General features: G+C 42.0%; 15 protein-coding genes. 4 read left to right on the top strand and 11 right to left on the bottom strand.

Annotated elements, in window-relative coordinates:
- Positions 1-201: 201 nt before the first annotated feature.
- Entirely contained in the window at positions 202-1,542 is a 1,341-nt protein-coding gene (gene trkA / locus C7391_RS03635) for a Trk system potassium transporter TrkA (protein WP_133517198.1), read from the top strand.
- Between the two features lie 20 nt (positions 1,543-1,562).
- Positions 1,563-3,005: a TrkH family potassium uptake protein gene (locus tag C7391_RS03630; RefSeq protein ID WP_166627393.1), complete on the top strand. Its 1,443-nt coding sequence runs from the start codon at positions 1,563-1,565 to the stop codon at positions 3,003-3,005.
- Positions 3,006-3,129: 124 nt separating this feature from the next.
- Here the strand turns inward: C7391_RS03630 and C7391_RS08445 are convergent, their stop codons facing one another.
- The 6 genes from C7391_RS08445 to cofC all read right to left on the bottom strand — a co-directional run bounded on the left by C7391_RS08445 (position 3,130) and on the right by cofC (position 7,820).
- On the bottom strand, positions 3,130-3,285 hold the full coding sequence (locus tag C7391_RS08445; protein ID WP_208107055.1) for a DUF3795 domain-containing protein: 156 nt from the start codon (positions 3,283-3,285) through the stop codon (positions 3,130-3,132).
- A gap of 242 nt (positions 3,286-3,527) precedes the next feature.
- Positions 3,528-4,205, bottom strand: coding sequence for a hypothetical protein (locus C7391_RS03620; protein WP_166627392.1), 678 nt, complete (start codon positions 4,203-4,205; stop codon positions 3,528-3,530).
- Between the two features lie 115 nt (positions 4,206-4,320).
- Positions 4,321-5,529, bottom strand: coding sequence for a geranylgeranyl reductase family protein (locus C7391_RS03615; RefSeq protein WP_133517195.1), 1,209 nt, complete (start codon positions 5,527-5,529; stop codon positions 4,321-4,323).
- 68 nt (positions 5,530-5,597) lie between these two features.
- Entirely contained in the window at positions 5,598-6,791 is a 1,194-nt protein-coding gene (locus C7391_RS03610; protein ID WP_133517194.1) for an NAD(P)/FAD-dependent oxidoreductase, read from the bottom strand.
- Positions 6,788-6,964 (bottom strand): indolepyruvate ferredoxin oxidoreductase subunit alpha, encoded by a 177-nt coding sequence (locus C7391_RS03605; protein WP_133517193.1) that lies wholly within the window; start codon positions 6,962-6,964, stop codon positions 6,788-6,790. Before C7391_RS03605 ends, C7391_RS03610 begins: the two co-directional genes overlap by 4 nt.
- A gap of 202 nt (positions 6,965-7,166) precedes the next feature.
- Entirely contained in the window at positions 7,167-7,820 is a 654-nt protein-coding gene (gene cofC, locus C7391_RS03600) for a 2-phospho-L-lactate guanylyltransferase (protein WP_133517192.1), read from the bottom strand.
- Positions 7,821-7,841: 21 nt separating this feature from the next.
- Here cofC and C7391_RS08265 point away from each other — a divergent pair, with 21 nt between their 5' ends.
- Positions 7,842-8,018, top strand: a complete 177-nt coding sequence (locus C7391_RS08265; protein ID WP_166627391.1) for a hypothetical protein — start codon at positions 7,842-7,844, stop codon at positions 8,016-8,018.
- 16 nt (positions 8,019-8,034) lie between these two features.
- Here C7391_RS08265 and C7391_RS03595 read toward each other — a convergent pair whose 3' ends face one another.
- Complete coding sequence (locus C7391_RS03595; RefSeq protein ID WP_133517191.1) at positions 8,035-8,499, bottom strand: metal-dependent transcriptional regulator; 465 nt, start codon at positions 8,497-8,499, stop codon at positions 8,035-8,037.
- 303 nt (positions 8,500-8,802) lie between these two features.
- On the opposite strand from C7391_RS03595, the gene cfbA reads away from it, so the two are divergent.
- Entirely contained in the window at positions 8,803-9,324 is a 522-nt protein-coding gene (gene cfbA, locus C7391_RS03590; protein ID WP_133517190.1) for a sirohydrochlorin nickelochelatase, read from the top strand.
- 1,080 nt (positions 9,325-10,404) lie between these two features.
- Here the strand turns inward: cfbA and C7391_RS03585 are convergent.
- The 4 genes from C7391_RS03585 to C7391_RS03570 form a co-directional block, all read right to left on the bottom strand.
- Positions 10,405-11,748, bottom strand: coding sequence for a DNA recombination protein RmuC (locus C7391_RS03585; protein WP_133517189.1), 1,344 nt, complete (start codon positions 11,746-11,748; stop codon positions 10,405-10,407).
- 212 nt (positions 11,749-11,960) lie between these two features.
- A complete protein-coding gene (cofG, locus tag C7391_RS03580) occupies positions 11,961-12,974 on the bottom strand; it encodes a 7,8-didemethyl-8-hydroxy-5-deazariboflavin synthase subunit CofG (RefSeq protein ID WP_133517188.1) in 1,014 nt (337 codons plus the stop codon).
- Positions 12,975-13,001: 27 nt separating this feature from the next.
- Positions 13,002-14,351, bottom strand: coding sequence for a phytoene desaturase family protein (locus C7391_RS03575; protein ID WP_223610988.1), 1,350 nt, complete (start codon positions 14,349-14,351; stop codon positions 13,002-13,004).
- A 1-nt stretch (position 14,352) separates the two neighbouring features.
- Positions 14,353-14,520, bottom strand: coding sequence for a 4Fe-4S binding protein (locus tag C7391_RS03570; RefSeq protein ID WP_133517187.1), 168 nt, complete (start codon positions 14,518-14,520; stop codon positions 14,353-14,355).
- Positions 14,521-14,682: the final 162 nt, after the last annotated feature.

The following is a 14,682-nucleotide window of genomic DNA, read 5'->3' as shown; positions in this document are numbered from 1 at the left end:
TTTATTTGATAATGTTTCTTCTTTTCGGTTTATGTTGATGACAAATGGGTTTAAATTATATATATTAACATTCTTTATTTCACATCGGTTTGTTAACATTTATCCCGATTTCGTTCTTAACGCCGAAATCATTCATAACAATGACGGCTTATTGAATCGGGACTTAATTCATTTTATAAAATTAAATGCGGAAAGATTTCCATGAAAGTGGTTGTGATCGGGGCCGGCGAAGTGGGTTATAATATCGCCAAAGTCATGTCGGATAAAAATGATGTTATCGTCATTGATAAAGACGCTGAACGCGCGGCCCGCGCCAATGAATTAGATGTTCAGGTCATGGTCGGAAACGGCGCGAATGTCGACCTTTTGAGAGAATTGCCGGCGTTTGACCTTTTTGTCGCGGTATCCAGCAACGATGAAATCAACATTCTTTCCTGTCTGGCCGCTAAAACGCTCACGCAAGGCAAAGCCAAAACAATTGCGCGTGTCAGTAATCCTGATTATATCAAAAAACCCGTTTCTCAAAAACCGGAAGTCGGCGTCGATGTCATGGTCTGTCCCGAACTGTCGCTGGCCTCTGAAATCGCCGAGCTTCTTTACATCCGCGGCGCAGTCGACGTTGAAGTTTTCGCAGAAGGCAAAGTCGAAATGATTGAATTCATCATTTCGGAATCCAATCCGCTCATCGGCAAGCTGTTTAAAGATCTCCGCTTAAATCAAGTGTGTACGGTCAGCGCGATTCTTCGCGGCGAAGATGTCATTATCCCAAACGGCGACAGCTATGTCATGCCGGATGATCACGTTATTGTGATTGCCAAGACCGGCGATGTTGACAAAGTCGAAGCGTTATTCTCTCCCGAAACCGAACCTTCCAAAAAGCGGAAAAAGAAAATTATACTCATCGGCTGCGGTGATGTCGGTTTCTATTTGGCGAACCTCATTGATAAAGATCCGTTAATTGATTTGAAAATAATTGAACAAAACGAAGAGCGGTGTCTGGAAGTCGTGGATTTGCTGCCGCATTCTTTGATTTTAAAAGGCGATGCGACAGACATTGATCTTCTCAAAGAAGAAGGCGCCGGAAATTCAGATGTTGTTGTTTCCGTCACGGACAGCGACGAAAAGAATCTTTTGTGCGGACTGATGTCCAAACATTTCGGCGCAAAAAAAATCATCGGTCGGACGACACATCCTGATTATATTCCAGTCTTTGAAATGGTCGGCATTGATATCGCGCTCAGCACCCGAAATGCGACGATCAATGAGGTTCTGCGCCTGACGCTCAGCACGAGCATCGAGTCTCTGCGCGCGCTGCCGCAGGCCCAATCCGAAATATTGGAATATTCCGTCACGGAAAAATCCAGAATTGCAGGAACGGTTGTCAAAGACCTTCATTTCCCGTCGGATGCCATTATCAGTATGATTGTCCGCGGCAACGAGCCCCTTATTCCCAACGGCAGTTTAACGATTCTTCCCGAAGACCGCGTCATCATCTTTTCCAAGCCGGAAGCTTATTCTAAATTAAACAGGCTGTTTAAATAAAAACAATCATGGTGCAGGGCATGAATTTCAATAATGTTTTTTCAATTGTCGGAAAAATTATGCTGTTGCTGGCACTTGTCCAAACAGTTCCGGCAGCCCTCGCTTTCTATTATCATGAACCGGTCAGCCCGTTTTTGGCTTCCATCATTATTACCGGAATGATCGGCCTCATATGCCATATTAAATTTCAAAAAACGGATGAGGATGAATGGACTGTTCGGGAAAGCTATTCGGTTGTCGCGCTCAGCTGGCTTTTCAGCGCGCTTGTCTGCTCGATTCCGTTCCTGCTTTCCGGCATGTCTCCGATAAATGCGTTTTTTGAAAGCATGTCCGGCGTGACAACAACAGGTTCCACCGTGATGGCAAACATTGAACTGTTCCCGAAAAGCCTTTTGTTTTGGCGTGCCCTGCTTCAATGGCTCGGCGGTCTCGGTGTTGTCGCTTTGTTTATTGCCGTCATCCCGAAAGTGAATATGAAAGGGCGCCAGCTTTACAAAGCGGAATTTTCCGGCCCGACAGAAGACAAGCTGAGCCCGAAAATCAGCAGCACGGCTAAAATTCTGTGGCTCTTTTACATCGGTGTCACGGCTTTGTTAGTGATTCTTTTATTCCTGCTCGGCGTTTCCGCGTACGATTCTTTCGCGTTCGCCTTTTCAGTTATGTCAAGCGGCGGTTTTGCGCCTTACACTGACAGCGTTCTGCCGATACTGAGCAACCCGCTGACATTTGTTATCATCATCATTTTCATGATTATTGCGGGAACCAATTTCGCTTTGATTTACAAATCCATGACAAAGGGCATTCGTTATCTTTTAAAAGACGAAGAATTCCGCGTATACATTGCTTTCTTCCTCCTCGTTTCATCTGCCTTGGCAATCATTTTGCTGCGCGACACGGATTACGATTTGATAATGTCAATAAAACACGCTTTCTTCCAGATCAGCAGTTTGATGACGACAACCGGTTTGGTAACCGTTGATTTTAATATGTGGAGCGATGCTGCAAAAATCATTCTTTTCTTAGCGATGTTAACGGGCAGCTGTTCCGGCTCAACATCCGGCGGCCCGACTTTTGTCCGCTGGATTATCCTTTTCAGATACGTCCGCCGCGATGTCTTTAAATTTATTCACCCAAACGCCGTCAAACCCGTCAAATACAACGGACGCAGTTTATCGGAAGAAACGGTTCACTCAACGATTTCTTTTATGATTCTGTATTTTGTGATTCTTTTAGTCAGTTCGGTTCTTTTAGGCATCCTGGGCCTTGATTTGGTCTCAGCTGTTACGTCAGCACTGACAGCTCTTGGAAATGTCGGCCCGAGCTTCGGTCTCATCGGCCCGCTCGACAATTTCAGCGTGCTTCCGGCCGCTTCCCGCCTGATTCTCATCTTTAACATGTGGATCGGCAGACTGGAACTGTACACCGTGATTCTGCTGTTTACGAGAGAATTCTGGAAAAGATAATCCAAAAAAAAGAAACTTATCGAAAAAAGGAAAGTAAAAAAGAAAAATAATCGAAAAATCTTACATTTTTCTTTTTCCGCTGTTTTTTATTTATTTTTGATTTCATTCAATTCTTTGAGCAAAATCACACACGGTTCGTATCTGCGATATGTTCTTCTTTTGTATACGCCGGATCCATATTGTCGAAATAACGGTGACATGGCAATTCTTCGCAGCCGCCGCAGTGTTTTAAACTTTTATCGTTGACGGCACAGTCGTAAATCGCGCAGATTTTTTTCACCTGTATATTCCGTCCAAAAAACTTTTCCTTGAATTGCGAAACAGCCGCCGCAATCTTTCTTATAATAATCACAAATCGAACAATCAACACCGCAGGGACTTATCATATTCAGCATCTTTTAACTCCGATTGTTTTTTCAAATTAAACGATGCGATTTTATTAATAGATTCAGAATGCAGTGAAATTAATAGCTGAATTCATCTGAAATTCAAAAAAGAAAGGAAATAATGAAAAAATTTAATTTAATTCTTATTTCTCTTTTTCCAATACCAATAAAGGCCGCCGCCGATTAACAGAATGATCAGCAATGGAATCGCAAGCTGCCACAGCGGCATTTTTCCGCAGATTATTTCTGCAGGCGTCGGGTTTGCCTCTTCTTTTTGGAGAATTTCTCCGGTTTTAATGTCAAATTGACAATAAACGCCGTCTAATGTCACAACCGACAACGTACTGTTATTTTGATCAAATATCTCTTCTCGTTCTTGATATTCTCTCCAATTATAATGGGAGGCAGAAAAACTTCTCTTTGACGGATCTTCCATCAATTCGGCGGCACTGTAATGTTTATACTCTTTTCCGTTTTCAAAAAACCGGACACATCTTTCTTCATTCGTTTCCTGCCAAGTCATTGCAGCGAAATTCATGCCGTCAGGGGTGAAATACAAATCCGTTTCATAAAAATATTCATCCATTGTGTAGATGTTCTCAAGCGTGTCAATTTTGTATAAACCCGTTTCAGGCAGGTGACTTGTATCAATAAACGGATATGAATCGCTGTCTGTTGTCATGTAAAAAACTGTGCCGTATTCTTCAAATTCAATCGAATAAGAATAGGGAGCGATTTGAGAATCACCATACGCCGGACAAATTAAAAATATTGACAGGATTAATAAAACCAAAATCGGAACCGCTTTTTTCATTGTCATACTCCTTTTATTCATATGTTTAATATATTAAAAACAAGCGTGGTCTTATTAATAGTTTCAGATGAGTGCGGTTTGGATTAAAGCATTCATTAAGTGGAAAATGAAATGATTAAATCATGGCTTTTAACAGGTCGTAATAAACGCTTTTCATTTTCCACATCAGTTTTTTATCAGATTTTAAAACAGCGATTATGGCTTCCTTTAATTCAAAATCTTCAAGCGGAAGACCGGCAGCCATTTGCGCAATCCGATTCATGTCTTCATCCGCCCATGTATTGTACGCTTCTTTGATTTTGTAATTGCGGCGAATGGTTTTTCCGAGCGTTTTATCCCACTCGTTTTGATATTTTTGGAGGAAATGATTGCTGTAATCGCCTGCCGCGATTGCTTCTGCTGCCGTTCGGCCTGCCATTTTGCCCGCATACATCGCGTAACGGATGCCGGCACCGGTGATCGGGTCGGTTTGCCGCGCGGCATCGCCTGCCAGCATCAGTCCGTCTGCTGTCATTCGCTTCAGCCCGCCTGATGCAGGGACACCGCCGAATGCGGTGCCGAGGATTTGAGCGTTTGGAAATTTGCCTGCGATAAATTTTTCCAAATATTGAATCGCATTTTTTCCGTTGTTTTTGTTTCCCAATATTCCGATTCCGATATTGGCGGTATGATTCCCTTTCGGAAAAATCCAAATGTAGCCGCCGGGGGCAATTTCGTTGCCGATGAAAATATCGCATTTTGTTTGGTCAATGGTTTCATCGTAAACCAAAAACTGTGCGCCTGATTCAATTTCTTTGAGATTTAAGGCGGTGTCAATCCCTGCCATTCGGGCGATTTTGGATTCAACTCCGTCCGCACCGATGACGATTTTTGAACGGGTTTTGCGTTCTTCGCCGAGATGATTTAAAACAACGCCTTCGACTTTCCCGTCTCTCATTATCAGATTTGTTGCAGGGGTTTTGGTGTAAACATTCGCTCCGGCCGCTGCGGCAAGATTTGCCAAATGGCGGTCGAAGATTTTTCGGTCCAAAATGATGCCGGCTTCACCGTCAATGCCCGACATTTTGGTTGTAATTGAAAAAGAAGTGCTGCCGGGTGCGTGAACTTCCGCTTTGTGAAGCTCGTTGCAAGTAAAAGACGGATCAATATCAATGAATTTCATCAGCTCGGTTTTGGATGTTCCTTCCGCGCATCGAATCGGAACACCGATTTCCTGCCGCTTTTCAATCAGCAGAACGCTGCAACCTTTTTCAGCAGCAGTTTTGGCGGCAATTGATCCGGCGGGTCCGGCGCCGACGACAATAACATCGTATTCCGTTTTCATATTGACACCGAAAAATAGTAAAAAAAGAAAAATCAAAGAAAATAAAAAAAGAAATGTCAGCCGGTTTATTACAAACCGAGCTGATTTGCGCCCAACTTGAGCAACAATTTTTTATCGACTTTGGCAAGGATTTTCACGAGCTGTGAGACATCCAAAACGCCGGTGAAGTCAACGCCTTCGACCGCCTGAGCAACCTTTGTCGCTTCTTCGTCACTCATGTCGATGTAATAATTCTTCAAAATTAAATCGCGGCTCATGATTTTTCCGCCTTTCTCTTCCCAGGCTTTCTGATACTTTTTCATGGATTTTTCGGAGAAATCACCGGACGCAACAGCTTCCGCTGCATTTCTGCCTGCCAATTCACCGGACCAAAGACCGTGTTTAATGCCGCCGCCTGTGATCGGATCTGACAACTGCGCCGCATCGCCGACAAGCATCAAACCTGCGCCGTAAATTTTGTCAATGCCGCCGGAAACAGGGACACCGTCGTAATTCATTTCAATGATTTTTCCGTTCGGGAATCTGCTTTCAACGAATCTGTTCAGGAAATCAATCGGGCGTCCGCCTTCTTTGATTTTGCTTCCGAGAAGACCGATGCCGACATTTGCGCGTCCTTTTCCTTTGGGGAAAATCCAAACGTAGCCGCCGGGTGCATATTCGCTGCCCATAAAGAATTCGACATTGTCTTCGTCAATATCAATTCCGGTCATCAAATACTGAACGCCGGTTTCGATGTCTGCCGGTTTAAGGGTCGTGTTAATGCCACCCCATCTGCCGACTTTGGATTCAACACCGTCGGCACCGATAACAACGTTTGCCATAACTTCTTTTTCTTCGCCCAAACGTTTGATTTTAACGCCGGCAACTCTGCCGTCTTTCATAATCAAACCGGTTGCGGATGTTTTTGTGTAAACTTCAACGCCTGCTTTTGCGGCTCTTTCGACAAGCGCGCGGTCGAAAATTTTTCTCTCCAAAATGTAACCGTAAATTTGGTTTTCATCTTTGGCACGCATTTTAATCGGTGCTGCGCCCGGGACATAAATCGTTGCGCCTTTAATCGGCGCTGCAATCCAGCGGTCTTCAATGTCCAAATATTTGTCCAAGTCGCCTGTTCCGACACCTTCAGCGCAGCGAATCGGGTCACCGACTTCTTGGCGTTTTTCAATCAAAAGAACAGATGCGCCGCCTTCTGCTGCGAATCTGGCTGCAACGGCACCGGACGGGCCGCCGCCGACAACAATGACATCATATGCGTCTTTCATCTTTGCACCTCAATTGCGCCGATCGGGCATACTTTTTTGCACGTTGAGCAGCCGTTACAAAGACTCTCATCAACGTCAATCCAGACCTCTTTTAAATCAAGTGCCATTGTCGGGCAAACTGCCACACACGCACCGCAATAGCCGCACTTGTTTCTATTAATAATTACTGTCACTTATGTCACCTGAATGGGGATTTTAAAATAAAAAGATAATAAATATGATACAGTTGAAAGAGTGATTCTTCATTCTTTTATATATTCATTGTCCTTGAATGATGCTCCTTTCTTGTCAATGGGGCACGCTTTTAGACATTTTTCAAATGAAACGGAATCTATTTAATTCTATCTATTTTATATAGAGCTCTATCTTACCTTTTCAATCATTATCGATAAGTATCTCATTGACGAAATCACGAATTTTTCCGGATCCGTGCTGTAAGATGTCATTTAAATCTTCGGGCTCGTCCATATCGGCAGCCGCATAGAAAGATTCATGAATTTCACATATTAAATTTTTTCTTTCTGCTTCTTCTTTATGCTTTTTAAAGCTTTCACCGTAATAATTCACTTCAAAAACGTCCGGCGCGCCGATAAACATCATGTTTGTGCCGCCGTCTTTTCCCGGCGCAATTCGAATGTAATCCGTTTTTTTGGTGTTCCGGGCGGGTGCGGTCATCGCTTCGATATTTTCTTTTGTTAAAAGTGCTAAATCCGCCATAACAATTAAAACCGGATTTTCTGAGGATCTTAAATATGCATTCACGGCGGTGTTTAAATCAGATTCATCAATCATGATGGTGATTTCAAAACCGGTCTCTGAAATTGTTTTCAGGCGTTTTTCATCTTCCGCGTCTAATGCGCTTTTGGACAAGATATCCACCTGTTTTATTCCGGATTCTTTTAAAACCGAAAGAACATTTTCGAGCGAGAGCCCGACAAAAATTTTCCGTTCTTCTTCCGTTAAAGCGGGAGCTAATCTCGATTTAGGATTGTCGGGTTTAAAGGGAATAACGGTTTTGATTGCTCTCATCGGTTTTTCTATTTACGGTAAATGAATATAACATTAACGGACAGCGTGAATGAATCGTTAAAAATTATTGATGAGTTCAAAGAGATAAAAAAAGAGATTAGAAAAATTGAAAAAGAGATTGAAAAAGAGATTGAAAAAAAGATTGAAAAAGAGATTGAAAAAAGATTAAAAGATTGGAAAGAAATTAAAAAAGATTGAAAAAAGATGACGTTGCTTAAAGTTTTTGAACTTTAGGCGCACCGCACATACATTTTTCAACTTCGCCGGTTTCACAATATTTTTTAAAGTGTTCCATTTGATTGGTGCCTTTTTCCGTGATTGAAAATTCGCAGAATCTGAGGAAGATGTCGTATGTGTCGGGCGTGATGACGTGTTCCATTTTACAGGCATCGTCTTCGGCGACGGCTTCGGAAACGCCGAGCGCCATCAAAAAGCCTTTGATGGTAGTGTATTTTTTCTTAGTGCTGTTTGCGGTTTCCTTTCCTTTTTGCGTTAATGTGACGCCGCCGTATTTTTCGTAATTGATGTATCCTTCATCCGTCAATTTTTTGAGCATTCCTGTCACGCTTGACGGTCCGACATCTAATTCACGTGAAATGTCTTTGACTTGGGCATATCCTTTCTCGGCAACGATTTTGTCAATTTTTTTCAGATAATCTTCTTTCCTCTCGGTTGTCATATTTTTTCCTCTTATGTTTTAATCATCAACCAACATTTTTAAAGGTTGACGAAATTTTTTCTTTGCATAGAAATTTATTTCATATATCACTGTTTCTAATTATTTAAACGTTTTTCACCAAGACGAATATTTGTCATTTTTTTAAATCTGAATCTTATCTTTTTAAACAGGAATGTTATTTTCAGTCATTTTTTTCACACTTCATGTGAATTCACAACTCTTATATAACATAAATTCCTCTTCAGATGCATTACTTATCTCTTACATATCTCTTTTCGAGTTAATTGAAATGGTAGAATCATTATGGTCAAAGAAACTTTATTATTGGTCGGACACGGTAGCAAGTTGCCGTATTCGAAGCAGTTGATTTTGGATGTTGCCGAAAAAGTGAAAGCAAGAAATGAATTTGAAAATGTTGAAATCGGTTTAATGGAATTCAATGAACCTTCCATTCCCGATGCGCTCAAAAAAATCATTGACGGCGGCTCCAAGAAAATCATTGTTGTCCCTGTCTTTTTGGCTCCCGGAACGCACACGGAAAAAGATATTCCGAGAATCCTCGGTCTTTTGAAAGAAGAAGAATGTGCTTGCAGCGGACATAAGCATGATCATGACGGTCATGACCATCACGGTCACGATGATCACCACCATGACCACGATCACAAACATGAGCATGGTCACGCCCACGGTCACGGACATCACCACGGTCACCACCACGGCGACCCCGTTGACATTCCGGAAGACGTTGAAATTATTTACAAAAAACCGCTCGGCGCTGACGATAGAATTGTTGACATCGTCATGGAGCGCGCTTTAAACTCTTAAATTGAAAGTTTTGACTTTCAATTTTCTTTTTTTCTTTTTTTCGTTATGTTGAGCAAAAACAAACATCATTTTTCGTAAGTTAATCAAAAAGCGAACGCTGTATTTTCAAATCTTCTCATTTTGAATCTTAAATAATAATGAGCGTTCAAATTTGAAATTCAATTCAAAAAAGATGTTTAGTTTATTCGTACTCAAGAAAAGTTCACTTACAACCGCAATTCAAGATTTTGTGAGCATCAGCGAACAAAATTGCAGAATTGCGGATTATTCCCCGCCGTTGATGAAACCAATTAAATTGGCTTAAATTTGATTACATTAAGTCCTTCTCACATGGTTTAATTAATTTTATGGGTCCGGATCTCCAACTCCTTCTTTCACTCGCTTCGCTCGCGAAACGCGCTGTTGGAGGTGGTTGCTTTTGTTTTTCATTTATTTTATTTGAATCAAAACATCGTTTTTTCTCAATTTCTGAAAAAAATGAACGCCGATTAAACCTTAAAATAAAAATCGGTTTTTTATTTTAGGTTTTAATGGGCGTTCGGGTTTGAAAATAATGAAAAACGATGTTTCATTTTTGGTTTAATATGTGAAAAGTTCAAGAACGACCGCAATTGAAATTTCATGAGCGAAGCGAATGAAATTGAAAATTGCGGATTATACCACGCCGTCGACGAAACCAAGTCAACGAATAATTTACAATTTAATATAGCAGATTCTGGTGTTTATTCAACGAGTGGGGCGAATCTCCAACTCCTTCTTTCACTCGCTTCGCTCGTGAAACGCGTCGTTGGAGGTGGTTGCTTTTGTTTTTCATCTATTTTATTTGAATCAAAACATCGTTTTATTCAATTTCAGAAAAAATGAACGCCGGTTAAACCTTAAAATAAAAACCGGTTTTTTATTTTGGGTTTTAACGGGCGTTCGGGTTTGATTTTTTTAGGGAACGGATGTTTCGGTTTAGTTTGGAAAACAAATATTTCGATTTAATTTGGGAAACGATGGCTGATTTAATTTGTGGAATGATGTTTTATTTAATTTGGGAAATGATTTTTTATTTTATTTGGAGAACGGATGTTTAATTTAAACTTCATACAATTCAAAATCGTCTCCGGTTCCCAATAATTTTGTTGAATCGGCTTCCGGGAGTTCGTGGACTTGTTTGAGTTTGCGGTTGATGTTTCTTGTTTTAGAATCGACCGTGTCCAAAACGCTTGCCGCTTCATCCAGTTTTTTGCGTGTTTTTTCAAGCAGGTCACCGAATTTGATGAATTCGGTTTTGATAGCACCGAGAAGTTTTTGGATTTCACCGGTTCTTTTTTCAACGGCGAGCGTTTGGAATCCCATTCGAAGGCTGTTCAAAAACGCGACCAAAGTCGTCGGACCGACAATTGTGACACGATATTCGCGCTGAACAAATTCAAATAAACCGGGACGGCGCAGAATTTCAGCGTACAACCCTTCCGTCGGGATAAACATAATCGCAAAATCCGTTGTGTACGGCAAACAAATGTATTTTTCCTGAATCGTTTTCGCGTTTCTTTTAACCGCCGTTTCCAATTGTTTTCCGCAGGATTCAATCTCTTCGGGATTATTTTCATAAGCATCCAAAAGGCGTTGATAATCTTCAATCGGAAATTTCGAATCGATTGCCAAATAAATCGGCCCTTCCCCGTCTTTTCCCGGGAGGCGGACGGCAAACTCCACGCGCTCCGCCGAATTCGGCTGAATCGGCGTGTTTTTATCATACTGATCCGGCACCAGTACTTCTTCTAAAATCGCACCGAGTTGAATTTCGCCGAGATTGCCGCGTGTTTTTACATTCGTTAAAACCTTTTTCAAATCCCCGACACCGTTTGCAAGCGTCTGCATTTCTCCAAGACCCTTGAAAACATCATCAAGACGTTGACTGATTCCTTTAAATGACTCATTAAATCTTTTCTCGACACTTTCCTGAAGCTTTTCGTCAACGATATTTTTCATTTCATCCAATTTTTTATCATTAGACGACTGCATTTGAACAATTCGGATTTCCGTTGTTTCACGGATCTTTTCAAGTTTCGCTTCCGTAATCTGATTCAATTCCGTTTGGCGTTTTTCAAAAGTCTGAAATTTATTTTCCTGAGACGTCTGAAACAAAGAAAGAGCTGCTGTCATTTCCTTTCGATTCTGATTCAAAGAAATGCCAAGTTCTTCACGATTTTGAGCAATTTCATTTCGAAGATTCAAATCCAATCGGGAAAGGTCGCGGTCAAATTCACTGCGAATAAACGCGGTCTGTTCATCCAGTTTTTTAGAAAAATCCTGAAAATCGCCGCAGATTCCGGCAGCACCGCCGCTTTTTTTGAATATTGTCAAAAACAAATTGATCAAAAGAAGCAAAACGGCGGTGCCGAGTAAAATCAAAATTAATAATTCATATTCCATTTTCAAAGCTCCGTCATATCTTTTTGCGTTTGATTTCAACGCAAGAATATATATGACGGCACCAAGCGGAGTGAAAGTACAAATTTAAAAAAAGAAATTGAAATTTAAAAACAAAATAAAAAATGTATCAGAAAAACAAGAAAGAAAACAAGAAAGAAAACAAGAAAGAAAACAGGAAAAAAACAAAAAAGAAAACAAAAAAGGGAATCATTTCAATATTTTCTATAACCGTTAACGTCTGCCAATTCTTTAATCCGCGCTTCAGTTTCCGCGCCGTACCATCCCTTTTTCACATAGTGCGGATGAACAGGGAGGCGTTCTTTGAACTCATATCCCTTAGAACTCAGCAGATTTTTCAATTCTTCAATTTCCGGCCAATCGGATTCCGGATTAATAAAATCAATCGTTACGGGAGAAATGCCGCCCAAATCCGTCACGCCGTATTGAATCAATTCAAGCGGCGGCATTAAATTCGGCGCGACCTGTATTGAAATGTCCGGCGTCAATATGTTTTTTGTCAAATGGATCAAGTCAATCATATCTTCTTTTGAAGGCGGTTTCAAATCACGGATAATATTTTCCTGACCCGAATTCGGCGTGTAATTCTGCAAAATAATTTCCTGAATGTGACCGTATTTTTCATGAAGTTTTTGAATCACCTGAAGAGATTCAACCCAATCGTTTCGTGTTTCACCGATTCCGATGAGCAGCCCCGTCGTAAACGGCATCTTCAGCTTCCCTGCATTTTCAATCATTTCCAAACGCGCCGCCGGCACTTTTCCGGGGCAGTCTTTATGCGCCTGAACATCCGCCGTTGTCTCAAGCATCAAACCCATGCTCGCGTTCAGCGGCGCAAGCATTTTCAATTCTTCAAAAGACAAAACACCGCCGTTAACATGCGGCAGCAATCCGAAATCCAAAGCCAACCGACAAAGATGCGCCGTGTATTCAATGACTGTTTCAAAACCGGCATCCTTCAGCTGTTTTCCGAATCTCTTGTTAAATTCCGGATTTTGTTCGGGAGATTCGCCGAAAGCAAACATCGCCTCCGTACATCCCGCGTCAGCACCGCGTTTTAAAACAGCCGCAGCTTCTTCTTCAGTCATTAAAAAAGCGTCCTGATGTTCTGCCGGACGCCGAAAACCGCAATAGGCGCATTTGTTCCGGCAAACATTCGTGACGGGAATAAAAATATTTTTAGAATAAGTAATCGGACGGTTTTTCATTTTTTCACCGATTCTTATTTTTAAATCTCAGTTCATGTCGCGGATGATTTTCATCGCGTCGCGGACACCAAGCGTAATGCCTTCGATTTCAATGCCGCCTTCGCCTTTTGCGCCGTCGCCGACGACAAGTAAGTTTGAGACAGGCGTTTTGTTTCCGAAATCCGTTCCCGAGAAAGCGCGGTTGACCGGCCATCTGCCGTGGTGAACCTGAACCATTAAAATTTCAATGTTTTTGTCGGGGAACATATCTTTGACATCCTGAAGGCCGAGTTCGATTTCCTCATCAATTTCGCTCAATCTGTCAAGCGCCGTTCTCTGGTGGCACATCACCAAATGCTTTCCGGGCGGCGCCAAGCCGGGGTCGGCATTTGTCACTTCGTTTAAACCGTTGATTCTGTTCGAATAAGGCGTCAGCATAAGGCTGCATCCTTCCGGCAAAATCCGCTCATCAGACGCGAAACAAATTTTCAAACCGGCAGATGGTTTCATCGCATCCAGCTTTTCTTCGTAATCTTTGAAAACCGAAGAAGACAATGCCAAAACATGAGACGCGCATTCCCCTTCAACGCCGTCAATGGTGCAAATTTCCCAGGCTTCTTTGTGGCCGATGTCACTGATCACCAAATCAGCCGCAATCTCTTTGCCGCCGGCAACAACGCCTGTCGCTTTGCAATCTTTGACAATTATTTTTGTCACTTCAGTGTCGGTTGTGATTGTGCCGCCATAGGATGAAATGATTCTGACAAGTTCATCAATCACGGTTTGACAGCCGCCGACCAAAATGCCCGGGCCGCCGTATCTGTAAACATTATGGAAAATTTCAAACATTTCGCGTGTTGTGACTTCATCAGCGGTTGTGCTGAGCGCCCAGCCGGCAAAAGAGTCGGCACAGCGGTCGATTCTGTCATCCTGAATATACTTGGAATACCATGTTTTGAATCCCGTTTTCTTGGGGCGGATGAGACCGACTTTGAAGCCGAGCGTTAAAAGAACCATCATCACTTTGTTTTTAGATGTCAGATGCTTCTTAAAATCCAAATAAGAAATATCTTCAAAACCGTCTTTATAATTTGTTTGGCTCAAATCTTTGGGCATTCGAACAATTGCCATCGGATCCGATTGAACAATGTCAAAATCCGCGCCGAGTTCGCGAAGCATCGTCGCAAGCGGACCTTTGATGCCGTGCGGAACCATGTGAAGCGCGCCGGTTGACATTTGGTAGCCGTTGTATTCGATGTTTGCAAAACGACCGCCGATCAGTGATAATCTTTCATAAACTTCAACTGACCAGCCGTCTTTGGCCAATTGCGCCGCCGTCAGCAAACCGCCAAGACCCGACCCGATGACAACCGCTTTCTTTTGTTCCATTTCCGTCATTTCAAGCCTCCTTTCCGGGTTGAATCGCTTTCATCGGACAATAAGAAAGACAAACGCGGCATTCTTTACATTTCTCCGAAATCACCGCGCGTCCTTTGGCAGTGATTGCACCGTGTTTGCAAAACGCAACACACTGGCTGCAGCCGACACAATTACTATTGACATACATTTTATAATACACCGATTAATTTTTCGTCTGCACTGAAGCAGAATAACGTTTAAAAATATGAAAAAGTGAGATGAAGCCATACTTATTTGACTTCATATAAAAATGTATCATTTTCAAGATCCGTTTTTCCAATATAAACGGTTGCACATTGTTGCATTGTTG

Source organism: Methanimicrococcus blatticola (assembly GCF_004363215.1).
Taxonomy (GTDB): domain Archaea; phylum Halobacteriota; class Methanosarcinia; order Methanosarcinales; family Methanosarcinaceae; genus Methanimicrococcus; species Methanimicrococcus blatticola.
Note: the sequence above shows the minus strand (reverse complement) of the source record. Positions and strands in the feature narration are given on the sequence as shown.